The organism is Streptomyces sp. NBC_01320 (genome assembly GCF_035974375.1).
GTDB classification, from domain to species: Bacteria; Actinomycetota; Actinomycetes; order Streptomycetales; family Streptomycetaceae; genus Streptomyces; species Streptomyces yanii.
The window spans coordinates 345,998-369,946 of sequence record NZ_CP108391.1 but is presented as its reverse complement, the minus strand read 5'-3'; the positions used below and the strand labels follow the sequence as shown (position 1 = coordinate 369,946).

At 67.1% G+C, this 23,949-nt stretch carries 21 protein-coding genes and 4 pseudogenes; 7 read left to right on the top strand and 18 right to left on the bottom strand.

All coding sequences use genetic code 11. From position 1 onward, the window contains the following. Window positions 1-15: 15 nt before the first annotated feature. From OG395_RS56805 to OG395_RS56795, 3 genes are all read right to left on the bottom strand, one after another. Window positions 16-981: a carbohydrate ABC transporter permease gene (locus tag OG395_RS56805; RefSeq protein WP_442818824.1), complete on the bottom strand. Its 966-nt coding sequence runs from the start codon at window positions 979-981 to the stop codon at window positions 16-18. Next, on the bottom strand, window positions 978-2,360 hold the full coding sequence (locus OG395_RS56800; protein WP_327250009.1) for an ABC transporter substrate-binding protein: 1,383 nt from the start codon (window positions 2,358-2,360) through the stop codon (window positions 978-980). Before OG395_RS56800 ends, OG395_RS56805 begins: the two co-directional genes overlap by 4 nt. A gap of 61 nt (window positions 2,361-2,421) precedes the next feature. Beyond that, on the bottom strand, window positions 2,422-3,183 hold the full coding sequence (locus OG395_RS56795) for a DeoR/GlpR family DNA-binding transcription regulator (RefSeq protein WP_327250008.1): 762 nt from the start codon (window positions 3,181-3,183) through the stop codon (window positions 2,422-2,424). A gap of 385 nt (window positions 3,184-3,568) precedes the next feature. On the opposite strand from OG395_RS56795, the gene OG395_RS56790 reads away from it, so the two are divergent. The 5 genes and pseudogenes from OG395_RS56790 (at window position 3,569) to OG395_RS56770 (ending at window position 5,965) form a co-directional block, all read left to right on the top strand. Further along, window positions 3,569-3,877: a transposase gene (locus OG395_RS56790; protein WP_327250007.1), complete on the top strand. Its 309-nt coding sequence runs from the start codon at window positions 3,569-3,571 to the stop codon at window positions 3,875-3,877. 14 nt (window positions 3,878-3,891) lie between these two features. Beyond that, a pseudogene (locus OG395_RS56785) lies at window positions 3,892-4,701 on the top strand (IS3 family transposase); the annotation flags it as partial. 67 nt (window positions 4,702-4,768) lie between these two features. Further along, window positions 4,769-5,074 carry a transposase gene (locus OG395_RS56780; protein ID WP_327250006.1) on the top strand — a complete coding sequence of 102 codons (306 nt, stop codon included), beginning with the start codon at window positions 4,769-4,771 and terminating at the stop codon, window positions 5,072-5,074. A 29-nt stretch (window positions 5,075-5,103) separates the two neighbouring features. Beyond that, window positions 5,104-5,526: an IS3 family transposase gene (locus tag OG395_RS56775; protein ID WP_327250005.1), complete on the top strand. Its 423-nt coding sequence runs from the start codon at window positions 5,104-5,106 to the stop codon at window positions 5,524-5,526. Between the two features lie 118 nt (window positions 5,527-5,644). Next, complete coding sequence (locus OG395_RS56770) at window positions 5,645-5,965, top strand: hypothetical protein (protein ID WP_327250004.1); 321 nt, start codon at window positions 5,645-5,647, stop codon at window positions 5,963-5,965. 366 nt (window positions 5,966-6,331) lie between these two features. Here OG395_RS56770 and OG395_RS56765 read toward each other — a convergent pair whose 3' ends face one another. The 12 genes and pseudogenes from OG395_RS56765 to OG395_RS56710 form a co-directional block, all read right to left on the bottom strand. Continuing rightward, entirely contained in the window at window positions 6,332-6,931 is a 600-nt protein-coding gene (locus OG395_RS56765; protein ID WP_327250161.1) for an IS3 family transposase, read from the bottom strand. 62 nt (window positions 6,932-6,993) lie between these two features. After that, window positions 6,994-7,347 (bottom strand): annotated as a pseudogene (locus tag OG395_RS56760) (ATP-binding protein); the annotation flags it as partial. A 26-nt stretch (window positions 7,348-7,373) separates the two neighbouring features. Then, window positions 7,374-9,116: an IS1182 family transposase gene (locus OG395_RS56755; RefSeq protein WP_327250003.1), complete on the bottom strand. Its 1,743-nt coding sequence runs from the start codon at window positions 9,114-9,116 to the stop codon at window positions 7,374-7,376. A gap of 72 nt (window positions 9,117-9,188) precedes the next feature. Then, window positions 9,189-9,641 (bottom strand): annotated as a pseudogene (locus OG395_RS56750) (ATP-binding protein); the annotation flags it as partial. After that, a complete protein-coding gene (gene istA / locus OG395_RS56745; RefSeq protein WP_327242964.1) occupies window positions 9,638-11,053 on the bottom strand; it encodes an IS21 family transposase in 1,416 nt (471 codons plus the stop codon). The pseudogene OG395_RS56750 and the gene istA, both read right to left, overlap by 4 nt. Window positions 11,054-11,146: 93 nt before the next feature. Next, window positions 11,147-11,593, bottom strand: coding sequence for an IS3 family transposase (locus OG395_RS56740; RefSeq protein ID WP_327250002.1), 447 nt, complete (start codon window positions 11,591-11,593; stop codon window positions 11,147-11,149). 19 nt (window positions 11,594-11,612) lie between these two features. Next, window positions 11,613-12,872 (bottom strand): group II intron reverse transcriptase/maturase, encoded by a 1,260-nt coding sequence (ltrA, locus tag OG395_RS56735; protein ID WP_327249075.1) that lies wholly within the window; start codon window positions 12,870-12,872, stop codon window positions 11,613-11,615. Window positions 12,873-13,345: 473 nt separating this feature from the next. Next, a complete protein-coding gene (locus tag OG395_RS56730) occupies window positions 13,346-13,669 on the bottom strand; it encodes a transposase (RefSeq protein WP_327250001.1) in 324 nt (107 codons plus the stop codon). 136 nt (window positions 13,670-13,805) lie between these two features. Beyond that, window positions 13,806-14,246: a GNAT family N-acetyltransferase gene (locus tag OG395_RS56725; RefSeq protein ID WP_327250160.1), complete on the bottom strand. Its 441-nt coding sequence runs from the start codon at window positions 14,244-14,246 to the stop codon at window positions 13,806-13,808. A gap of 136 nt (window positions 14,247-14,382) precedes the next feature. Next, the gene (locus OG395_RS56720; protein ID WP_327250000.1) at window positions 14,383-15,387 is read right to left on the bottom strand and encodes a site-specific integrase; all 1,005 of its coding nucleotides are present in this window, start codon (window positions 15,385-15,387) and stop codon (window positions 14,383-14,385) included. A gap of 664 nt (window positions 15,388-16,051) precedes the next feature. Beyond that, the gene (locus OG395_RS56715) at window positions 16,052-16,366 is read right to left on the bottom strand and encodes a helix-turn-helix domain-containing protein (protein WP_327249999.1); all 315 of its coding nucleotides are present in this window, start codon (window positions 16,364-16,366) and stop codon (window positions 16,052-16,054) included. Then, window positions 16,363-17,427 (bottom strand): tyrosine-type recombinase/integrase, encoded by a 1,065-nt coding sequence (locus OG395_RS56710; RefSeq protein ID WP_327249998.1) that lies wholly within the window; start codon window positions 17,425-17,427, stop codon window positions 16,363-16,365. The genes OG395_RS56715 and OG395_RS56710 overlap by 4 nt, the downstream gene beginning before the upstream one ends. Before the next feature lie 139 nt (window positions 17,428-17,566). Between OG395_RS56710 and OG395_RS56705 the strand changes: the two are divergent. Next, a pseudogene (locus tag OG395_RS56705) lies at window positions 17,567-17,716 on the top strand (ATP-binding protein); the annotation flags it as partial. Between the two features lie 632 nt (window positions 17,717-18,348). On the opposite strand, the gene OG395_RS56700 reads toward OG395_RS56705, so the two are convergent. Next, a complete protein-coding gene (locus tag OG395_RS56700) occupies window positions 18,349-19,638 on the bottom strand; it encodes a ricin-type beta-trefoil lectin domain protein (RefSeq protein ID WP_327249997.1) in 1,290 nt (429 codons plus the stop codon). Between the two features lie 72 nt (window positions 19,639-19,710). Further along, entirely contained in the window at window positions 19,711-22,374 is a 2,664-nt protein-coding gene (locus OG395_RS56695) for a hypothetical protein (protein WP_327249996.1), read from the bottom strand. A 6-nt stretch (window positions 22,375-22,380) separates the two neighbouring features. Here OG395_RS56695 and OG395_RS56690 point away from each other — a divergent pair, with 6 nt between their 5' ends. Further along, window positions 22,381-22,527 carry a hypothetical protein gene (locus tag OG395_RS56690; protein WP_327249995.1) on the top strand — a complete coding sequence of 49 codons (147 nt, stop codon included), beginning with the start codon at window positions 22,381-22,383 and terminating at the stop codon, window positions 22,525-22,527. A 74-nt stretch (window positions 22,528-22,601) separates the two neighbouring features. Here OG395_RS56690 and OG395_RS56685 read toward each other — a convergent pair whose 3' ends face one another. Next, window positions 22,602-23,630 carry a type VII secretion system-associated protein gene (locus tag OG395_RS56685; protein ID WP_327249994.1) on the bottom strand — a complete coding sequence of 343 codons (1,029 nt, stop codon included), beginning with the start codon at window positions 23,628-23,630 and terminating at the stop codon, window positions 22,602-22,604. Window positions 23,631-23,949: the final 319 nt, after the last annotated feature.

The following is a 23,949-nucleotide window of genomic DNA, read 5'->3' as shown; positions in this document are numbered from 1 at the left end:
CGGTGCGGGTGGTCATTACCGCTTCGCCTCCTCATTGAACAGAGACGAGACCACCCGCAGCGCGAAGGTCGCAATCACCATGGTGCCGATCACGACCAGCACCCCCGCAGCGGAGGCCAGTCCGTACTCATGGGCCTGATAGAAGGTCTGGTAGATCGTGTACGGGAGATTGGCGGTGCCCAGGCCCCCCGCGGTGATCGTGAAGACGGCGTCGAAGTTCTGCACGATGTAGATCGAGCCGAGCAGAACCCCGAGTTCGAGATAGCGCCGGAGATGAGGCACGGTCAGGTAGCGGAACATCTGCCAGGTGCTCGCACCGTCAAGCCGGGCCGCCTCCATCATGTCGGCCGGCTGGCTCTGCAGTCCGGCGAGCAGGATCAGCATCATGAACGGCGTCCACTGCCACACCAGCGAGGCCTCCACGGCGATCAGCGGCATACCGGAAATCCAGTCGGGCTGGGCGGGACTGTCGTCTCCGAACAGGCCCGCTATCCACGTCCAGGCCCCGTTGAGCAGCCCATACTCCGGGTTGTAGAGCACGTGCTTCCACAACAGCGCGGCCGAGACCGGCACGATCAGGAACGGCGCGATCAGCAGGGTGCGTACGAACCCCCTGCCCATGAACGTCCGGTCCAGAAGCAGTGCCAGCATCAGCCCCAGCACGACGCTGGTGATGACCACCGAGGCAGTGAGCACGACCGTCGTCAGGACCGACTCGCGCAGCGCGGGATCGGTGGCGACGGATGTGTAGTTGCCAAACCCGGTGAAGTGGCGGGCGTCGGGAGCCAGCGAGTTCCAGTCGAAGAGCGAGATCACCAGCGTGGCCACGAACGGCAGCTGGGTGACCGCGATCAGGAAGACCAGGGCGGGCAGCAGCGGGGCACGGGTCGCCCAAGCACGCGGTCCGCTCTTCCTCCCGGCGGGTGTGCTACGGGGTGGAGCGCCGCCCCCGCGGGGGCGTGCGCTCAGGGAGACGGTCACTTCCGGTACTCCTTCGCGACCTTCTCCGCCAACACCTGCGACTTCTTCAGAGCCGCTTCGACGGACTGGCGCCCGGCGATGGCAGCGCTGATCTCCTGGGAGACCTTGGTGCCGAGGTCGGTGAACTCGGGGATGCCGACGAACTGGACACCGAGCGTGGGACGGGGCTGGGTGCCCGGGTTCTCCGGGTCAGCCCCGCCGATCGCGTTCAGCGTTACGTCGGAGAATGCCTTTGACTCCCGAACGTAGTCGGCGTTCTTGTACGTCGACGTCCGCTTGCCCGCAGGGACGTTGGCCCAGCCGATGCTCTCGCCGACAAGCTGCTCGTACTTCTTGCCCGACGCCCAGGAGATGAACTTCCAGGCCGCGTCGGAGTGCTTGGACGCCTTTTGCATACCCCAGGCCCAGGTGTAGAGCCAGCCGGAATTGCTGGTCTTGTCGACCGGCGCCTGCACGTAACCGATCTTGCCCTTCACTGGGGAGTCCTTGGCCTCCAGGGAGCCGGCCGCGGCTGTGGCGTCATACCACATGGCCGTCTTGCCCTGAGTGAGGTTGTTGAGGCACTCCGCGTACCCGGACTGCGCGGCGCCCGCCTCCCCGTGCTTGCGTACCAGGTCGACGTAGAACTTGGTCGCCTTGGTGAACTCGGGCGAGGTGAGCTTGGCCTGCCAGCCCTTGGTGAACCAGGTGCCGCCCATCGTGTTGACAACGGTGGTGAGCGGGGCGATGACCTCGCCCCAGCCGGGCAGCCCGCGCAGACAGATGCCCCTCATGCCCGCCGTCGCTCCGTCCGCCTTGGCAGCCAGGTCAGCGACCTCCTGCCAGGTCGGGCGCTCAGGCATCGTCAGCTTCTTCTCAGCGAAGACGTCCTTGCGGTACATCAGGAACGAGGACTCACCGTAGAAGGGCTCGCCGTAGATCTTGCCGTCCTTGGCCGTGAGCGACTTCCTCAGCGGTTCGAGAATGTCCTTCTGGTCGAAGGAAGAATCCTTGGCGATGTACTCGTCAAGCGGGTGCAGCCACTGGTTCTTCGCGAAGATCGGAACCTCGTAGTTGCTGATGGTGGCGACGTCGTACTGGCCGGCCTGGTTGGAGAAGTCCTGACTGATCTTGTCGCGCACGTCGTTCTCCGGAAGGACCGTGAAGTCGACCTTGATCCCGGTGTCCTTGGTGAAGTTGGCCGCGGTCAGCTTCTGGAGCTCGACCATCTGCGGGTTGTTCACCATCAGGACGCGCAGGGTGTCGTCCCCGCCCGAGGTAGTGCTGCCACCTGCCCCGCTGCACGCGGCGAGCAGCGCGGCCGCGACGGCTGTTGCGCTGAGACGGATTGCCACTGTTCTGGAACGGAGTACAGGCACGGTTGCCGAGCTCTCGGACATGACATCTCCTAGGGGGTGAGACTGCGAGTTGAAGGATCTGATGGCGTCAAGGAGCGTGGATTCACGCCCGGATGACGTTTGGGCCCAGCAGGGAGTACCGCTGGGCCTCGGCTGCCGACAGTCCGGTGTCGGTCACGATGGACTCGACGTCCCGGACGTCGGCGAAGCGGCAGAAAGTGACGGCGCCGAATTTGGTGTGCACTCCGGCGAAGACCCGGCGCCTGGATCCCCGTACCGCCTGCGCCTTGACCTCGCTCACCGCCGGATCGGGGGTAGTGAGGCCGTGCTCGCGGGAGATGCCGTTGGCCCCGATATAGGCGAGGTCGATGACCAGCTCCGCCAGCATTCGCGAGGCCCAGTGGTCGACGGTGGCCAGGGTGGCATTGCGCACGCGGCCGCCAAGCAGCAGGACAGTGATCTTCTCCGCGTCGGCCAGAGTGTGGGACACGCTCAAAGAAGCGGTCACCACGGTCAGGGCCCGGTCCCGGGGCAGCGCCGAGGCAATCAGGTGCGGGGTATACCCCTCGTCGATGAACACCGTCTCCGCTTCCCCCAGCAACTCGGCGGCGGCCGCAGCGATACGGTTCTTCTGTGGAACGTAGTTGGTGGTGCGGCTGGACAGATTCGTCTCGAAGCCGGAGCTCTCCACCGCGTGGGCCCCACCGTGCGTGCGGCGGACCAGCCCTTGTTCCTCCAGCGCGCGAAGATCTCGGCGGATCGTCTCCTGAGCAACCATCAAGTCCTGGGCTAATGCGGCGACTTCAACGCCACCCGCACTCCGGGCGAGCTTGAGGACCCGTCGTCGACGCCCATCGGTATCCACTTCACACTCCCTTTATCGCCTCGGAAACATTGCCCGTTCGGGCCTGTGGATTGTTTGTACAAGGTGGAGAGTCGCAGGAACAGACAAGTTTTGATGGCTTTCGCGCCCGATCAAGCCCGTTCAAACTCGCGTATATCTGCTGGTCAGACACCAGATTGCCGAGTTACAGAGCGAGAGACAGTGCCCGATCGAGACCCGCTTGCGCCCACTTGCTGCCCGCTCCGCTCGAACACATGGCCCGAAGAGGGACGTAGGTCAAGCCTGAACCTCCGCTCCGAGTCATACCAGTGACGCACGTTGGCAACATCACCGACAGTGAAGTTCCCCCACTGAAGTGGACAGCCTGATACTGGGACGGTTGGTCCCGGAGGAAGCAGTCCAGGTAGTGAGTGGCAAGAGCAACATGAGCAAGCGGTACACGGCGGAGTTCAAGCGGGATGCGGTCGCTCTCGTGCGATCCTCGCCGCATCGGAACGTCACCGAGATCGCCCGGGAGCTGGGCGTGAGCCCCGAGGGGCTGCGAGGCTGGGTCAAGCAGGACAGTACCGACCGTGGCCAGGGGCCGGCGGGTGCCCTGACCAGCTTGGAGAAGGACGAGCTCGCCCGGTTGCGGCGGCAGAGCCGCGAACAGCAGCAGACCATCGAGATCTTGAAAAAAGCCGCGGCCTTCTTCGCCACGGAGTCGATGAAGTAGGCGAAGCCTGCCGTTTCATCGACGCGGAGAAGGCCGCCGGGGACAACCCCGACGGCTACAGCGTCGCGCTGCTGTGCCGTGTCATGGGCATCAACCGTTCCACCTACTACGCGTGGCTGGCCGCCCGGCCTGCCGCTCGGATCCGGCAGGAGGCGGAGGACGAGCTGGCCGGGGAGATCCGGGAGATCCATGCCGGCTCGCGGGGCGCCTACGGTGCCCCGCGGGTGCACGCCGCGCTGAAGCGAGGCGGCCGTGCGATCAACCGGAAGAAGGTCGAGCGGATCATGCGCGAGCGCGACATCCACGGCATCATCCGTCGCAAGCGGCGCCACTTGACGGTTCAGGACGGGAAGGCCGCTCCGGCTCCGGACCTGGTCGGCCGGGACTTCACCGCCGCTCGGACCGGAACGAAACTCGTCGGGGACATCACGTACCTGCCGACGATCGAGGGCTGGTGGTATCTGGCCACGGTCATCGACCTGGCCACCCGCGAAGTCATCGGCTACGCGATGGCCGACCACCACCGCGCCGAACTGGTCACCGACGCCCTGAAAATGGCCGCCGGCCGCGGCGATCTCCAGCCCGGCTGCATCATGCACACCGACCGCGGAAGCGAATACACGAGCAGCGAATTCCGAGAACAGGCAAGGAAGTTGGAACTGCGACAGAGCATGGGCAGAACCGGCATATGCTATGATAACGCTGCAGCTGAGAGTTTCTTCGGCCTGCTCAAAGCGGAGATCGGCACCAGCGTCTGGGACACCCGTCAGGCAGCCCGAGCCGACGTCTTCCGCTTCATCGAAGTCGAGTACAACCGCACCTGAAGTTCCCCCCGCTGCCAGGACAACCTGATACTGGGACGGACAGTCCCGGAGAAAGCAGTTCCAGGTAGTGAGCAAGAAGAGCAATACGAGCAAGCGGTACGCGCCCGAGTTCAAGCGCGACGCGGTGGCCCTGGTGTCCTCGTCGGGCAAGACGGTCACCGAGGTCGCCCGGGAGATCGGTGTCAGCCCCGAGGGACTGTGGAACTGGGTCAACCAGGACAAGACCGACCGCGGCCAGGGGCCTGCGGGCGCGCTGACCACGGCCGAGCGCGAGGAACTGGTGCGCCTGCGCCGCAAGGTCCGCGAGATGGAACGGACGATCGAGGTGCTGGGGAAAGCGACCGCCTTCTTCGCGAACCACAAGACGAAGTAGACGTAGCCGCGCGCTACGCGTTCGTCGACGTGGAGAAGGCCGGCCTCGACCGTCCGGACGGCTACAGCATCTCGCTGCTGTGCCGGGCCCTGAAGCTCTCCCGCTCCGGCTACTACGCCTACCTCGCCGCCCGTCCGGCCGCTGCCGTCACAGCGCGCGAGGAGGACGAACCGGTGGCCGAGATCCGGCAGATCCACGAGGAGTCCCGCCGCGCCTACGGCGCCCCGAGGATCAACGCGGCCCTGGGCCACCGGGGACGCCGGATCACCCGGAAGAGGGTCGAGCGGCTGATTCGCGAGCACGACATCCCCGGGATCACCCGCCGCAAGCGCCGCAACCTGACCAAGGCCGGCACCAAGGCCGCTTCGTCCCCGGACCTGATCGGACACGACTTCACCGCCGACGAGCCGGGCCGGAAGCTGGTCGGCGACATCACGTACTTGCCGACCTGAAGTTCCCCGTTTGCACGTCGCTTAAAAGTGGCATGAACTGCAGTCAATGTCATGCGTCTATACAAGTGACCGACCGTCTTACGTCGGAACTTCTCCCACACGGAAGGAACTGAAGACCGTGCTTACGCACATCAAATCCACGCTCGGCGTCACAGCCGCAGGCCTACTCGCAGCTGTGCTGATACCGGCACCCGCAGCTCACGCCAGCACCATCAACTTCCGGTCCTGCAACCACACGGGCTATCAGGAATTCGTCCAGTTCCCCTACCGAAGTGGGTGGTCCTCGACCGTTATCGCGCCCGGAACGTGCTGGTCTGCCTCGCTGTCCGGGCGTACCAACGACGAAGCCGTGGGCTACAGATATGTCAACGGACACTGGCTGGCGGTAGCCACCAGGTACTTCAACGACTACGGCGGTTTCACGGAGTTCGACTTCTGACCACAGCGGCAGCGACGGAAATATGAAGTTTTTCCGCTGAACGCCGCCATTCACGGTGGCGGCCGCCCATGACCCCTTCCTCAGTGGAATAACCATCTCCTTCGCAGGGCGAGGAAGCCTAAGGGCGTGGGCCGCGGCCATCAGTCCACCGCGTCCCGAAACCGTTCGGGTCATCCCACTCACAAAACCGTCGCACCCCAACCCGGGCGCCGGTCTGGCCACGAGTTCAACGTCGAGGCCGGACCCGCGCCCGCTTGGTCGACTTCAGCTACCTGCAAGGCGGCGACAGTGTGACTTGGCCCGGTAGTCCTAGCCTCGCCGTTTCGGTTGGGGTGAAGTTCCCCCACGATCATGGACAGCGAATGTTTACGCTGCGTGGGTGAGATCTTGGGCCGCCAGGGCCCTGGTCTCGATCGGGGTGACGTAGCCGTAGACCGGATGCTTGCGCAGACGGGTTCGGTTGTATTCGACCTCGATAAAGCGGAAGACGTCCGCGCGAGCAGCCTCGTGGGACTCCCAGACGGTGGTCCCGATCTCCGCTTTCAGCAAACCGAAAAAGCTTTCAGCCGCGGCGTTATCGTAACATGACCCGGTTCGTCCCATGCTCTGGCTCAGCTTCAACTCCCGTATCAGCTTGCGGTATTCACTCGACGTGTACTCCGATCCGCGATCCGAGTGTGCGATGCAGTCCTCCCTCAGGGCGCCGCGGCCGGCGGCCATCTTCAGGGCGCCGACAACAAGTTCGGCGCGATGGTGGTCGGCCATCGCGTACCCGATCACCTCGCGGGTCGCCAGATCGATGACCGTCGCCAGATACCACCAGCCGGCGAGTGTGGGCAGATATGTGATGTCCGAGACCAGTTTCGTGCCGGGCTCGGCGGCGGTGAAGTCCCTCCCGACCAGGTCCGGCGACGGGGCCGCCTTGGTGTCGGCCTTGGTCAGGCTGCGGCGCTTACGGCGGGTGATGTCGGCGTACGGGCTGTAGTGCAGAGGTATGTACGGGCTGATGCGCAGAGCTTGAGACCGTGTCAGCTGACGGCGGTGACGCCGCCTTCGATGGCGGTGAGGCGGTTCTTCAGCCGGTAGCTGGCGCCGTTGATCGCGAGGATCTCGCAGTGGTGGAGGAGGCGGTCAATGATGGCGGTGGCCAGGACGTCGTCGCCGAAGACCTGCCCCCACTCGCTGAAACTTTTGTTCGATGTCAGCAAGGTGGAGCCCTTTTCGTAGCGCTTGGAGAGCATCTGGAAGACGAGGTTCGCCTCGTCACGCTCCAGCGGGAGGTATCCAACCTCGTCGACCACGAGGACGCCTGGCCGCAGGTAGGTGCGGAGTTTGCTGGCCAGGCGGCCGATGGAGTCGGCGGCTTTGAGCTGGCGGACGACTCTGGTGCGCAATTCCGGGTGGGTGGTCAGGCTGTGAGTCGGTAGCTGAGGCGGGTGAGGTTGCTGGTGCGGCTGCGGTCCAGTGGATGCTCGGTCCAGTGGGCGTCGAGGCGGACGACGTTGATCGCGGTGGCGGAGAAGGCGTGCTGGAGGCGGACTTTCGGCAGCCCGCGGTAGCGGGCCCGGCGGATGCCGGTGATGTCGAGGGCCTGGTTGATGGTTCCTTCCACTCCGGCCCGCAGGGCGTACTTGTCCTTCCAGGTCTTGGTCTTCTGTTCGGTGCGGGCGGCGGCGAGGGCGGTGTGCAGGTGCTCGGGGTAGAGGGTGAGCATGCGGTTGCCGCGCCGGGCCGAGGTGCACTCGGGTCGGACGGGGCATGCCTGGCAGTCCGTCTTGGCGAACTCGACGACGATGGCGTCTCGTTCGCGTTGTCGCACCGGGTGCCATCCGGTGCTGGTGTTGCCCTGGGGGCAGCGGACCTGGCGGGCTTTCCAGTCGATCCGGAAGGCACTCTTGTCGTAGCCGGTGTGGCTCTTGGCCTGGGCGGATCGGTCGAGGAGGACGGGAGTGACCATGACGGTTCCGCGGCTGCGTGCGGCCTCGATCAGTTCGGCGGAGGGGTAGCCGGAGTCCAGGTAGTGCTCGGCGGGCGGGAGGCCGCGGTCGGCGAGTTGTTGCTGGATCGGCGCGGTGGCCTTCACGTCCGGCACCGTCGACAGGGTGGTGGTCACATCCGTGATCAGTTTCGGCAGTCCCCGGGCTTCGGCTTCGGCTTCGGCTTCGGCTTCGGCTTCGGCTTCGGCTTCGGCTTCGGGGGGAGTGTTGTCGCAGCTCTCGGTGAGGTGGACCTTGTAGCCGAGCCAGAACAGGTCGTCGCCCTTGGCGGACCAGCGGGCGTCGGGGTCGTAGGGCGAGGCGAGGCGGAGATGGCCGGGCGGGACACCGTCCTCGTCGGCTTCCCGCTTGCTGACCACCTCCTTGCCCCGGCTGCTGGTGCGGACGGTGTAGGTCTGCACGAGGACTTGGCGCATGATGTCCACGGCCCCGATCTCCCGCAGCCAGGCCGGCGCGTCGGGCGACCAGACGGCCCGGCACAGCCGCAACGCGTCCTGGCCGTAGACCTGGGACAGCTGGTCGCGCTTGACCTTGGAGCCGGGCAGTTTCCAGCTGTCGACCCGAGGTCCGTAGCGGTGGGCGAACTCCGGCACGTCCACGGCCCGGGCCAGCCAGTCCGGTGCCGCGGCCGACAGCGCCTCCAGCGCAGCCCGCACGCTCTCCCCGGCCAGTTCCAACCGGTTCAAGTCCCGTACCGCGCTGACCACATGGGTGGAATCGGTGCGCTGCTTTCCTCCCGCGGCCACCAGCCCGGCATCAACGCAGTGCTCAAGGAGCCGGTCGAAGACGACACGTTCCATGCCGTTGCCGACCAGGCGGGCCCGGAACCGGGGCAGCACACTGTGGTCGAAGCCGGTGTCCGTCAGCTCCAGGCCGAGGGCGTACTTCCAGTCGATGGCCCGTATCGCCATCGCCGCGGCCTGCCGATCGGTCAAATTCTCCGCGAACTGCAACACCGTGACCAGCGACAGCATCCCCGGCGACAGGCCCGGCGCCCCACGCACCCCGAACGCCTCAGCGAACGGCTCATCGGTGAAGACCTCCCCGAGCCGGTCCCGCACCCGGATCGCCAAACTCTCCTGCGGGAACGCCGCCCGCGCGACCCGAACCGTCTGCTCCGGGACCGGCGGCAGCCCCATCGGCCGCAACGACATCACAACCCACCCTCCACGGCCGGACGACACGTAACGACCGCAGGAACGATCATCACCTACCGGTCAAGCAGCCGCCGAGAATTGCGCACCAGAGTCGCGGACCATGTCGTCGAGGGTGGTGAAGTAGATCGTGTAGCCGGCCCGGCAGGCGGCGACCGCCAGGGCGACCGCGAGGTGTGTTTTCCCTACTCCCGGCGGGCCCAGCAGAGCAACGTTGGCCTTGGCCTCGACGAACGCGAGGGTGGCCAGGTCCTTGACCTTCCTGGGGTCGAGTTCGGGCTGGTAGGAGAAGTCGTACTCCTCGATCGTCTTGTAGTGCGGCAGCCGGGAAAGCCGCAGGGCATGACGGAAGCGGCGCTCTTCACGGACGGCGAGTTCTTCTTCCAGGACGAGGTCGAGGAAGTCGAGGTAGGCCATCTGACCGGCATCGGCCCGGCCGACGTACTCGGCCAGCGACTGGGTCAGGTGAGGCAGGCCGAGCTTGGTGGCGGTGGTGCGGATCCGGGCGGTGACCAGCTCGCTCAACGCATGTCCTTGGGGTCGATGGGGGCGGGGGTGAAGGGGCGAGTGCCGGTGATCTGGTCGTAGAGCGCCAGCGGCCGGGTGCCGACGTGGACTTGTGCGGCCCGGGCCCGGGTCAGCAGGGAGACAAGCCCGCCGGGCTCGGTGTCCGTGCGGGCCGGCCTGGCTGCGGGGGTGCCGGGATCGGTGGTGGTGGCGCGGGTATGTCCGTCGGGCAGGCACTGCCAGTGGGCCTCGTCCACGATGCGGGCGCCGCGGCCGACCGCGCGTGGGTGGACAGCCAGCAGCGTGATGCCCTGCGCGTCGGGCACCGTGGAATGCAGTGCGACCGTGGCCGCCGACGCCCTGACCTCGACCAACTGCCGGTGGCGGACCTTGACGGCGGGCACCGAGTACAAGTTGGCGTCGAAAGCGACCAGGCAGTCCTTGGCCACGTGCCGCAGAAACCGGTCGGCGACAACGTAGGGGCGAGCGGGCACCGGCCGCAGCGCGGCATGATCCCGCCCGGCCCGCACGCCGATCACTTCGCCGTGGGTGCGGTGGGTGCGGGCCCGGCGCTGGGGGACCCAGGCCATGAACGCCCCGTCCAGATCGTCCAGGCCCGAGAAGGCCCGGCCGGCCAGCACATGATCACGGACGATGGTCACCTGACGCTCGACCCGGCCCTTGCCGGTGGGCCGGTAGGCGGCCAGTACGTCGATGTCGAAGTCGTAGTGCCCGGCGAACGCGACGGCCTCCGGATGCAAGGGGACCGCCTCGCCGGGTGCGACATGACGGCGGACCACGGTCTTGGTCCGGTCGTAGACGATCACCCCGGGCACCCCGCCGTAGTGCGCGAACGCCCGGCGGTGGCACTCCCAGAACGCCGCCAGGTTCTGGCTGGTGGTGAAGCAGCAGAACGGATCCCGAGAATAAGACAGGACCATGTGGAAGGAGTAGACCTTCGGGATCCCGACATGGGCCAGGATGCCGCCCTCATCGCCCCAGTCGACCTGGGCCTGGGCGCCGGGCACCACTTCGAAGCGGCGGTGCAGCCGGGCCAGCTCGCGCGGGGTGTATCCGAGCTCCTCCGCAATCCTGGGGCGGGCCTGCTGCACATACATCTTGACGCGCTGGTAGTGGTGCGGGAAGTCATACTGCTCGACGAGACGCTCATGGATCACCGCGGCCTTCAGCAGCACCTCGGCCCGCAGCCAGGCATCGATCACATGCGCCCACGGCTTGATCACCTGGTTGCCCAGATCCGACCGCGGCGCCGGAGCCGGAGGCTCAGGAGGCCCGTCGCTCTCCAGGTACTTCTTGACCGTCCGCCAGTTCAGGCCAGTCTCCCGGGCAATCTCCGAGATGCTCGCACCCGCCTCATGCAGAGCCCGGAAACGCCGCAGTTCCAGCCACCGCTCCGGTTCCAGCAACATCCGGCAGGCCCTCCTCGACGCTTCATACGGTCAGCGCCAGACTCCTCTCAGCACGCCAGACCCCACCCCGACACGCCGGTTTACCTCTGCAGATCAACCCGTACGCACCTCTGCACCAGAGCCCGTACGCCGACAGGTGATCCCGCGGATGTCGCGCTCGCGCATGATCCGCTCGACCTTCTTCCGATTGATCCGCCTGCCCCCGCGTCGCAGTTTCGCGGTCACCCGCGGGGCCCCGTAAGCCCCACGGGAATCGGCGTGGATCTGCCGGATCTCCCCGGCGAGCTCGTCCTCGGCCGCCTGGCGCACCTCGGCGGCGGGCCGCGCGGCAAGCCAGACGTAATACGCCGATCGCGCCACCTTCAACGCCCGGCACAGCAGACTCACGCCGTAGCCGCCGGGATTGTCCTCGGATGCCTTCTCCGCGTCGATGAACCGGTAGCGCGCGGCTACTTCGTCTTCTGCCGCGCGAAGTCGGGTGGCCCGGGGGGATTTCGCCCCCGGGCTCCCACAGATCCGTACGTGACCGTCTCCGGTCATACGGCTCTTGTCGTCCTGGTCACCAGACCCGGGCGGGCTCGGTCACCCAAACCCAGTGCGCGAGAAGCCGGGGATGTCGATCAACCCCGGACCACCACGCACGGAAGGTCGCCGACCAGCTTCGCCGCAGCCTCCGGTACTTCCCGCGCAGCCACCGGACCACGTAGGCGTTGATCCGTTTCAGGAGGGGATATAGGGCCGACCTGTTGTAGGCCCCGTAGTACTGCATCCATCCCCGCACGACCGGATTGATCCAGTCCGCGAGGTCTCGGGCCTCGCCCTGCACCCACCGGTGCAGGCGCCAGGAACGCACCACCTCGCCCATCCGCTTCAGGGCCTTGTCCGAGACCGCCGGAGAGAAACTCCGGAACAGTCCTTTCCGCCCGTCCACGGTGCGCTCGCGGAAGTCGTAGCCCAGGAACGTGAACCTCGTGTGCTCGAAAGAACTCTTGCGGTTCGCGTCCCGGCAGTAGACGATCTGCGTCTTGTCGGGGTGTAGTTGAAGGCCGACCGAGTCCATGCGCGCATCCAGCGCGGCCAGCACCGCTCTCGCCTCGGCGAGACTGCGGCAGTGGATGACCGCGTCGTCGGCATACCGTTCGAAGCGGACGTCCGGGAAGGCCCAGTGCAACCACATGTCGAACGCGTAATGCATGAACAGGTTCGCCAGGACGGGAGATACCGCTGATCCCTGCGGGGTGCCCTTGGCGCGCTCGATCAGCACACCGTCCGCATGTTGCAGCGGGGCAGCAAGCCACCGCTTGACATAAAGCAGGACCCAGGGGAGCTCACAGACCGAGCCCACCGCCTTGAGCATCAAGTCCCACGGCACCGAGTCGAAGAACGCCTTGATGTCGAGATCGACCACCCAGTCGTACTTCCAGCACCGCTCCCGGCACGTGCCCACCGCGTCGATCGCTCCGCGCCCCGGGCGGTAGCCGTAGGAGTCCGGATGGAAGATCGGCTCGACCCTCTTCTCCAGCACCATCGCCACCACCGTCTGCGCGACACGGTCGCCCACGGTCGGCACTCCGAGGACCCTGATGCCGCCCTGCGGCTTCGGGATCTCCACCATGCGCACCGGCGGCGGGAAGTAGCAGCCCGAGGACATCCGGTTCCAGATCTTGTACAGGTTTCCCCGCAGATCCTCCTCGAACTCCTCGATAGCCACCGCGTCCACGCCCGGCGCGCCCTTGTTCGCCCTGACCTTCTCCCAAGCCTCCATCACCAGCAGCTTCGGTATACCGAACGGCTTGACCGGTGCTTTCAACTCATCCACGCCAATTCCTCCCGGAGCACTTCCGGTTGATCGAATGAACAAGTCACGAACGACCCGGCCCCTTCGCTCCGCCCCCATTACAGGGACTTCACCACTACTACGAGCCGGTCCGCCGGCGCACGCCCGGCATGGACGTACGCCTTCTCCTGTTCCGCACAGACCCCGCAGATCGGGCTCGCGCCACCTTCACGCCGGACACCACCTGGCCAGGAAGCGGACACCCGCCAGACTCATCCCGGGGAGCCTTCAAGCCCCGGTTTCGATGTCGTCCAAGCATTTCGACGCATCAGCAGTGGTTCGCTCTCGCTCGCCTTCCCGATCCCCACCTGACGCCCTTTCAAGGACGCCTTTTCCTCCGACGCTCACCACGACGGTCTTCAGCCAACGCGGCAGGAGGCGATTTGGAGCCTCCCTCCGCGGGGGCGACTCCGAGGGGCCAAAACCCTCATCATCTGTGCAGCATCATCCAGTTGCTACCGACCTACACCGGCAGCCCCTTTCCGTTCAGGACGCACGAAGGCGGTCGCTTTTCCCAGCACCTCGATCGTCTGTTCCTGCTCGCGGACCTTGCGTCGCAGCCGGACCAGTTCCTCACGCTCCGCGGTGGTCAACACCCCGGCCGGCCCCTCGCCCCGGTCGATCGCGGCCTGCTTCACCCAGCCCCGCAGCCCTTCGGAGCTCACCCCGAGCTCACGGGCCACCTCCGTCACCGTCCGCCCGGAGGAGCGGACCAGCCCGACCGCGTCCCGCTTGAACTCGGCCGTGTACCGCTTGCTCGTATTGCTCTTCTTGCTCACTACCTGGATCTGCTTCCTCCGGAACCTGTCGTCCCAGTATCAGGCTGTCCAGCTCCAGGGTGGAACTTCACCAGCAACCTCCACCCCTCCAAAGCGCATATGTTCCGGCGAACCCGTGCCAGGTGCTGCCGAAGCTTCACGGGTTCGCGGTGAAGGGTGAAGGCGGCAGCATCTCCTTCGGCATCAGCTCGGCGTGGATCTCGACGGTGTCCTGGCTTGCGATGAGCGTTGCACCATTGCGGCGCAAGGCGGCAAGTGCCGCCGTGTTGTGAGTCTTGGTGTCCGCCACTACGGCACGTGCACCGGCTCTCGCGGCTTCGTCGAGGAGGATGCGGAGAGTGGCGGTACCGATTCCGCGTCCGCGATGCGAACGGCCGAGCCACATGCCGGTTTCGAGGACGTCATGGCTGTCACGGAGAGCCAAACGGGCTGACCCCACGATTCTCCCGTTGTGGATGACCGCGAATGTGGACTCGCGGAGCGGGCCGGCAAGTCCGGGGCGTCGAGACCGGTGCCAGTTCCGGAAGGCTTCCTGTCGTTCGGTCGTCCATCCTGGTGGACCGGCCACGGGAGGCATGACCTCTCCGGGTGCTGCATCCTCGACGGCCACCGCGAGAAGTTCTTCGAGGCTTTCCTCGTCCACTTGCTGCACTTCCACCCAACCGACCATTCCGGTTCCCCTCTGCTGAGTGCTGGACACCGGTTGTTTATCCTCATGTTCTGTGTGGTGTTGCGCCAGCGGTTTTCGGCAGGGCTGGCAGTCGTCCGGGGTCGACGCGGTCGGCGAGATAGATCATCGTGGCCTGCGGGTCCATGCCGAAGGCGGCGGCGACGAGCTTGGGTTCCATGGTGTTCACCAGGTCGAGGAGGCGGGTGCTGCGGATCATCCGGGGCGGGTATCCGCAGTCGTCAAGTACGTGGGAGAGATAGGCAGTTGAGGCCGGGCTTCGCCCGGCCTTTGTTCCTTTTGTGACCACGACGTGCGGGTTGTCGGTCCGCCATTCCTCACGATGGGCCAGACACCGTTCCAGCACCGCCCAGGAGGCAGGGTCCAGCGGGGTGGGACGGGGCCGCTTGCCAAGACAGACTGCTCGCGTGATTTGGTCCACGGCGGTGATCTGCAGCATCCGGGCTTCCCCGCTGGAGGCGCCGTGCAGCGGGGCGAGCATGCCCACCAGGGCTTCGTGCGGGTGCACGTGCTCGCCGGTGGTCCAGCGGCGGAAGAGCTCGCGCTGCTGGTCGAGAGTGAGGGTTCTGCCGCGGAAGTTGTTCGACTCCTTCGCGGTCAGGGTCACGGTCGGATCGACCAGCACGATGTGCTGGGAGCGAGCGAAGCGGAAGAACTGCCGCAGCACGATCAGGCGACGCTTGCGGGCCTTGGGCAAGGTGGCCAGAAATGCTTCGATGTCGTGCACGTCCGCCAGGGCCCAGTCGTCCTTGCCGCGGTGGGACACGAGGAAGACGGCCAGGTCACGCATGGTGGACAGAGCCGTTTCCAGGGTGTGATCGCTGCGGGGACGGGTGCCGGCCCTGCGGGCTCGGTCCTGGTTCCGCATCCGGGAGGCGTCGAAGGCGGTGACGGCTTGCCGCAGCGGATCGGGGACCGCGTCAAGTCGGCGCTTTCGCCGTCCGGCGGCGAGCCGTTCGGCCTGGTCGGTGGGCAGGGCCAGGCCACGCAGGGTGAAGAAGTCTTCGAGTGCGCGGGCGAAGGAGCCCATCGACCGTCCGGGTCGGCGGGACCGTTCGAGCAGAGCCTGGGGCGATTTAGAGTGTTCGTCCTTCAGGAGGCGGCCCAAGTCAGTAATGAAGCCACAAGCTCGGGAGACGCAGTGGCGGGCCGCGACGTGAGCGACGAAGTCGGCCAGCCATCCGGGCGGATCGGTCAGCCGGTCCTGGAGGTGTTCGCCTCTCAGGAAGGGACGCCCGGGGTGCTTTTGCCAGCAGGCCGAGCACAGTCCCAGTCCTTCATGGCGCCGCAGATGCCCGCACCCGCGGCAGGTCCGCGGGGGCTGCTTTGGTGATCCTGGATGAGAGCAGGGACCGCAACAGCCGGTCTGCTCGCGCAGATAGCCCGGCTTGCCGCAGCGGGGACACTGCTGTTGGGCCGCCAGGCGGCGGGCCTTGTTCCGGCAGTCGCGGCACAGACGACTGCGCGCGGACCGGACCGGGTGGCCGCACTGTTCGCAGGCCCGCGAGCAGAGCACGCACCGGCCGGTGTCCTCCTGGAGTACGCGGTCACGGCCGCACGAAGGACAACTCGCCTTCTCGGACTGTTCCTTGATCCGGCGCCAGCACCGGCAGCAGTGCTGTCGGTCGAGATAGCCGACCGGGGCACCGCAGATGACGCAGTCCCGTTGCTTCTTGCCCATCGCGGTCAGCCTGTCACAGGGGCGGCATCGACCGGCCCCGGCCCGACGCGGCCTTGGGGAGGTCGGCAACGGGCCGGGGCGGGACGATTGGGCGCTCGACGGGGGTGGTGTCGACCTCGATGAGATCGTTCGGGGTGCACTCCAGCGCGGTGCACAACGCGGCCAGGGTGGTCATCTTCACCTGGGAAGGCTCCTTGGTGAACAGCGCGGACACCGATGCCGAGGACAGCTCCAGACCTGCTTTCTCGGCCAGCAGCCGCCGCAGCTCGGTACCGGTCCATACCTCACGCTGGGCGGCCGCCATCCGCAGCCGCCATTGGATCTTCATGCCGTGGAGTCCTTCCCGGTCAGCTCCGCCAGAGTGCTGGCCACCGCCCGCTGATAGGCGTCCTCGATGAACGTCGCGGAGGGCCGGACATACCGCATGGTGGAACTGACGGTCCAGTGACCGAGCATCTGCTGGATGGCCACGAGATCGACGCCGCGTTCGTAATTGTGGGTCGCGCACGCTCGCCTGAGAGCATGCGGGCTGAACCGCTCGGCCGCAGGCCGGCCTTCGAGTTCCATGAGATACCGCAGCCGGTTGCGGATCGTCCCGCGATGCAGGCTGCCGCCGGACTCATCGGCGAACAGCACTGGCGAATCAGGGAACTTGGGCCGCACGTCCTCCAGGAACCACCGCAGCACCAGGTCGAGGCCATCAAGCATGGGCACCCACCGTGGCCGCGGACCGGAGGTGTGAGCTCCCTTGCCGAAGCGGACGTGGAGCTTTCCGAACGGGCCGCGGGTGAAGTGCAGGTCCGGCTTGTCCAGCTGCGATGCTTCATCGGAGCGGAGCCCGGCGTGATACAGCGTCCGGAACATCGCATAGTCCCGGGCGGCGGGCCCGTACTTCCGGGCGGTCGCGATCCTCTGTTTCATGAAGTCGAAGAACTCGCTCACCCGGTCCGGCGTCGGGGGCGGCATGAGGGCAGGGGAGTCGTCGCCGACATGCCGGGAGGCGTTGAACTCGTCGACCGGGCAGACCAGTCGGACGCCGAAGGCGGCCTCGATCTCGGCCGCCTTGCGGGCCTGCAGGAACCGGTGGAAGCCTTTGAAGATCTGCACGTACTCGCGGCGGGTCGAGGTCTTGCGGCCCTTCACCGCGAGGTCACCGACCACGCGGTCGATGTCCTCGGGCGTCACCTCCCAGGCCGGTCGGCCGAGCGCCGTGAGTGTCCGTTCCAGTTGCCCGACGTCGTTGTCGATGGTCACCGGGCTGAAGCCGCGGGCCCGCCACGAGGCGACGAACGCATCAACGCATGCGGTCTGGAACTGCCACGGGTCAGTGACCAGCGGTTCCTGCGGGACAGCCCCACCCGCGATGACCTGGAGTCTCGACGCGGTCATCGGCACACCTTCCTCGCACCTGAACGGTCAAGGCAGCACCTGGAAATCCAGATTGCTACCGCGAGAACCAACGAGGACCGCAGGAGGGGGATACGGCCAGGTGGCAGCGGCAACTCTTGTGAGGGAACAAGTGCCAGCCCCAGATGGCTTCGACGAGATCATGCCCAAGACCCTGGCCACCGCGACCGTCGACCGCCTCCTCCACCATGCCCACGTCACCGTCACTCAGGGTGATTCGTTCAGGTTCACCGAAGCCACCACCGGAAAGGGAGTGAAGCCCTTCAGCTGATCCACCACCAACCGATGGCGGGGAGATAACTGGCCGTCACCGGGGGCACCCACCTGGCCATCAGCGGGGCAGATCACTGGCCGCCCGCGGGGAGCACTACGAGGCCGTTGACATTCATTGCCGGAAGCGCCGGCGACAGCCGAGGGTAAGACGGCCGGAGCCAGCGCCTGTCCAGGGCCGCACGCCGGACGTTGAAAGAGGACGGAAGGGGAATCCGGCACCGGCTACCCGCCAGACGTCACACGGCCGACACAACGCTCCGGCCAGCTGCCTCTCATCGGGAGACCTCCAGTCAGAGCCTCTTCAAGACGGGTGAGCGCCGTTCGGTCCAGCTGCTGCCCCCCAGGCGAGTTGGTCGCGATGGCGGACTCCGTTGCGGGCAGCTCACGCAGCAGGACAACGGCCAATCCCGCCACCTCCTGAGTCCCGAGCACCCGGAACGCGGTGCCGGGGGCGAAGACCACCTCGCCGGCCCCGGAGGCAGGTGTAATGCACGGGCAGCGCGACGGCGTGCGCCCCGGCTAACGCCACCTGACCGGTGATCAATGATCCGTGGAAATCCGACCTGATTGACCTGCGATCTGTGGCGCCGGCTGCCGGGCGCAGCTGCGGGGTTTGTGCCAGGTGCGGTCCTACCTACGCGACCAGGACTGGTTCGCCCGACGGCTGCACCCCCAGGTCTGCACCGGGGTGCCGTTGTCCTCTCCAAACTTCCGGACATCGACGCAGTTGCCCGAGTTCACGGCAAACAGTTCGTGGTTGGAGTTGAGCCGGAACTGCTGGGCCGCATTGCCGCTGCACCTCGAGAGCTGCACGACCGCGCCTTCATCCCGGGAAGCGTGGGAGACTTCCATGCAGAGGCCCTTCAGCTGGATCGTTCCGTCATTCTTGAACGTCCAGTTCTGCTCACGGGAGCCGTCGCAGTCCCAGATGAACAGCCATGCGCCGTCCGAGGCGTGATCGGCGCTCAGGCACTTTCCGGTTTGGGCGCTGACGAGGTGGTAGGTCACGACGCTGCCAGAGCTTCCCACCGGTGCCTGGGCGATTTTCTGGACGCCGCTACGAGGCTTGGCCTTCGTGGGGCGGGATGTGGCCGTTGCTGTCGGCATTGTCTCGGCCCCAGCGTCAGGAGACTTGCGCGGCTGGCTCGAAGCGGACTTATTCGGTGTAGGCGTCGGCGTGCTTTTCTCGTTGCCCGGCTTGGCGGCCACATACACATCGAGTGGTGCATCGGTGCCTGACTCCTCGAACGGCATTTTCACCTCAGCGGCCGACGACGCCGTATTCTTCTTCGCCGAATCATCTGACCTGCCTGTGACAAAGATCAGCAGCGGGATTGCTGCCAGCACGACGCCTGCGATGGCGGCGGCGGCCAGAAACGGCTTCTTCGGCTTTTCCGAGTTCTCGCCGTCGTCCTCGTCGCCCCCGCCTGGAGGCATCGAGCCGACCGCTGCGACGACGCCTGACTCCTGATCTTCGGCATCGGAGGCCAGCCGGGCACCGGCGGTGGTGGTGGTAGGAGCCGCCTGGCCGCTCGCGGACGAAGCCCTCTCCGGCTTGGCTTCCTTCCGGGCCACCGCACCGGTTTCCGTCACTTCCCTGGCGCTACCGGAGCCGAGCGCTGCGTCGGCTCCGGTAGCGCCCGCGGTCAGCGCACCTGAGGCGGAGCGCCCCGTACCAGTGTCCGGCCTGGTCCGGCGCTCGCCGCCGCCTTCATTGCCGGAAGCGCCGGCGACAGCCGAGGGTAAGACGGCCGGAGCCAGCGCCTGTCCAGGGTTTGCGGACATGGCTGGCAGTGCCACCGCACGCCGGACCTCTCCGGTGGGTGAGGCCGGCTCGCCTGACGCCGGATGCGCCTGCGCGTCGGCGTCTTCGACGCTCTCACCACGAATTTTCATCAGCTGTTCCTCCAGGTCATGCACATCAGTTAAGCCGGCTGTGGCACAGCCGGCTGCCCCCGGTTGAAAGAGGACGGAAGGGGAATCCGGCACCGGCTACCCGCCAGACGTCACACGGCCGACACAGCGCTCCGGCCAGCTGCCTCTCATCGGGAGACCTCCGGTCAGAGCCTCCTCGAGACGGGTGAGCGCCGTTCGGTCCAGCTGCTGTCCCGCAGGCGAGTTGGTCGCGATGGCGGACTCCGTTGCGGGCAGCTCACGCAGCAGGACAACGGCCAATCCCGCCACCTCCTGAGTCCCGAGCACCCGGAACGCGGTGCCGGGGGCGAAGACCACCTCGCCGGCCCCGGAGCCGGACCCTCCCGGGAGGAGCTGGCGGACTCTGCGGCCCGTCACCGACCAAATCGCATAGCCCAGGGGGGCTCCGCCTGGCCACTCGGCAGCGTGCGCCAGCGAGCTGACCGGTCCTGGCGCCTGGAGCAGGGACCCGGGTTCCAGCGCCTCGCCGGCATTCCCAGGAATACCCCCAACCGATCGAAGACCACGCAAGCTGATCCCCCGGTACGAGGACAGCCGCCGCAGACCAGACGCCAAGCAGGCGAGGTAGGGCAGCAGCCTGGTACCGCCCGCGAGCAGGTCCTCAGCCAGCGCTTGTCCGCTGACGAACTCCTCGTAGCTCGTCAGGTAGGCCTGAACGGCAATCAGATCGGCCCTTGCCGCCTCCAGCTCCTCGCCCCGCAAGGCAGGCATCCTTGTGAGCGCACGGGACACGGCAGCGCTGTGGTGTTCCCAAACCCCCGCAGCGAGTTCCCGGAACTGTGATCTCTCGGCCTGGCTGCTGACATGTCCTGGGCGGATCGAGACGGATACATCGGCTGCCGCCTTCGGAGACGGGGCAGGCGCGTGCGGCGCCCGAGGGCGCAGAGGGTCGGCGTCGGCGGCGTGGCCGCCGTGGGGCTGGGGGGTTTCATGCTGCCCCCTGGTCGTGACCGCGTCGGCAACAGCCACACCCTCTGCGCCTCTGCCCTGGGGTAGCTCGTTCCCGGCGAACTGTCCGTCGAGCGCAGTCGCCACCACACCAGCCGCCGACTCGCCGTCGGGCCCTGCCGCCTCCCCCTCTGAAGCAGGTTCCGGGAACCCGGCTCCCGGGCTAAGACTTGTACCGGTTGCCGGTCGAGCCGTTTCACCTCTCGCGGCCGCGGTGGGCACGGCAGACGGCCCCGCCGGGTTCGTGGTGGCCGCAGTTTCGGTCGCGGGTTTGAGCGCCGGCACCGAGTGGATACCGGCAGTCGTATCCGCCGCGGTGTCCGGTGCCGAGGAAGAAGCCAGCGACGGATCTGGCGACTTAGCGGGTTCCGGCGCATCGCCTTCGCCGCGGGCGGCCGCCGGATGCGGGCCGGGGTTGGTGAGAGCGGCGCTGCCCAGCCCGCCCGTTACCGCGTCCGAGGCTTCGGCCGACCGCTCACCTGCACGGGGCCTGCCGTGATCGGCCGACTCGGTTGCCACGTATCGGATGCCCGCCACCCGGTGCTTCGCGGCGACCTCTCGTAGCTCCCGCTCTCCGTGGGCGAGTGTGCCGCTTACCAGGAATGAGGCCTTGGCACTAACCTCGGAGCCCAGCTCCTCCAGGAGTCGGGAGAGCGCAGGCCATACGGATGGGTCGAGTTCCTGTCCGTGGCTGCCCAGTTCGATGGCAAAGGCGTCCGGGTCCGGGGGGCTCGCGGCGATCGGGGGACGTGGAGTGCCCCGCTCCCCGATCGCGAGACCAGCCCTGGTGACCGCGACCTGCCACCGTTCATCGAGATATACGACGCCCTGGTCGACGATGCCTTCGCCGGGCAGGGGCGGGAACCACTGGAGCAGCCGAGGGGCGGGACGCTCCAGCACCGTCGTCCCCTTCCGTGCCTCCCCTGCCTCGCCTGTCGCCGCGCTCCCGGCGGGTCGGCAGGCCACGGCTGCGACGAACGGCCGCCACCTGGGACGTCCGTCGAAGCCCATCAGTGTCGGGCGGGCCTCGGTCGTTTCCCTTCCCGGCCGGGCGTCGCCCGGCAACAGGGGCAGGCCGGTAAGCACCTTCACATCGCTGCCGAGCATGTCGGCGACGGAGTTCCCGAGCGGCAGTAGGTCGCGGCTGCCTCCGGGAGCCAGCCGGGTCCGGGTTCGCTGTGCGGCGGGCAGCGCCGCGAGCAGGGCGGCGACCTCGTCGACCGCCACATTCTCCGCCCCCGCCGCGCCGACCAGCACCGTGGGGAGTTCACTGTCCATGGGAACGGCGAAGCAAAGGTCGCCGGTCACGGGTGCGGGGGATTCAGCCGGACGCATGAGTACCCCGGCGGGTATGTGCTCGATCACGCAGCCGCCGTCGGTGCTCGCGGGGATTCTGGCGAAGGCGTCTTGCCACAGCGGCGCAGGGGCCCGGCACCCCGCCATGCTCGGCGCCCGTCCAGGGGCAAAGCGCCACCAGCCCCTTCCGGAACCGGTGCCGTCCTGCTGGGCGAAGAGTGTTCCACCTGGTGCGATCAGCACCGCACCGTCCGGAGCGAGCACGTCCATCTTCCAGGCATCGGCGATACGGCGGGCCGCACAAGGGCGGCCCCGCCGTTCGTCACCGGCGCCCGCCATCACCAGCCGGACGCAGGAAGTGCCCTTGTGCCGTAGCGAGTCGAGTACCTCGCCAAGTCGCGTCCAGAACGCTGAGGGGTACGTTCCCGCCCCAGGAGGGGCGCCGATCACCAGGGTGACGACGTCCTCTTCGTCCATGACCGCATGGGCTACTTCGGTCAGGGTCGCCAGATCCGGGGCATCGTCGTCGGACGACCGCAGGAGCAGGACGCCGCCGACATCCTCGACAAGGGGAAAACCAGCCCATTCCTGCTGGCCTGCCCCGCTCTCCTGGCGAGACCGCCTGGCTGACCGCCGTATGCCGCCCGATGCCCCGGACCTGCCGTCCTCCCGCGAGAAGACAGCGGTCCAACGGCTCATCCCACTCACCCTCCGGCCTGGGCGCCCGGTGCTTCGCCGGAGCTGTTCCCATCGCTCTGCTCTGCTTCCTGTGCGCCGGACAACACCTCGCTCACGGAGTCGGCCGCTCCCGGGGAGGAGCCGCTCTCCGGACCGTCGAGGCTGACGGTGGTCACCGGGCGGGACCGGGGCAGAGCGGGGATGGTCTGCTCGGGCAGGGCTTCGGCCGGGGCCTGGTCGTCGCCGGAGTCCGCGCCGGCGTCGCGTGTCTGATGGCGGCCCTCGATCTCTTCGCGGAGGACGTCGAGTTCCACCGTCATGCTCACTGGGCCGGAGGGGTTCAGGTAGATGAGGTGTCCCTCGGGCACCAGGTCGAGAAGATCGGGCACCTTGAGCAACTCGAATGCCAAGCGGCCCGCGGTGTGCACATAGATGGGTGAGGTGAACACCGGGACGACCGAGGTGCCGTCAGGGGTGGTTGCGGGCAGCGGGCCGCCGCCCGGCTTGACGAACACGGCGACCTCGTGGTGCGCCAGGGTCTTGACGACGTCCTCGCCTGGCCCGTACCCAGTCGCGGCGAGCTGAACGGCGGCGTCCACGTCGTCGGCCGGCTCAGGCCAGCCGAGAGCCCTTGGGGAGGGCCGGTAGTCCTCGTTGTCCTGCCACTCCTCGATCTCGCCGTCGAGGCCGGAGCGCCACCGGCCGACCATGGCCCACTCGGGAGGGGCGCCTTCGCCGTTCCAGGTCGGGTCAACCATGCCCAGCCAGTGGTCGGGAGCGAGCCTTCCGGCCTCGCGGATTTCGTCGGGGATCGGTGGCATGTTCTCGCCCGCCCCGATGATGGGCTCGTCGACGTCGGGGCTCGTGCCGTCCAGTTCCTGTTCTGCGGCGGCGTCGGGGGCGGAGGGCGCGGCACCGCCAAGCTCCTGGCCCGTATCGGCACCTGTGTCGGGGCTCGAGACGGTGTCCTTTGCGGGCTCGGTCTCGGCGCGAGCGACGTCGCCGGGCTCGGCGTCGCCGGACGCCTCAGGCTTGGCAGGGTTGTTCTTGCTCATCTTTTCCTCATTCGACACGTGGCAGAGGCTGCGCACCAGGGTTTCAACGTTGCGGTGCGCAGCGGCACTTCATCTTCCCGAATCAGGCCGGCCGCGATGTATTCATGGGTATGACCTCATGGCATTACCGGATTTCTCGGAAGGCAGGGATGGGCTGGCCGGAAACAGGCTGGCCGGAAGCGTGGACAGCAGCTGAATTCCCGATATCCGAGCAGTCCTTTACAGGCAGCCGGGCGAAATTTTCACCGGTTTGGCGCGGCACGATGCGCCGACACGGACGCAACCTCGTGTCTCACTGCGTGGCACGCCGCCCACGAAC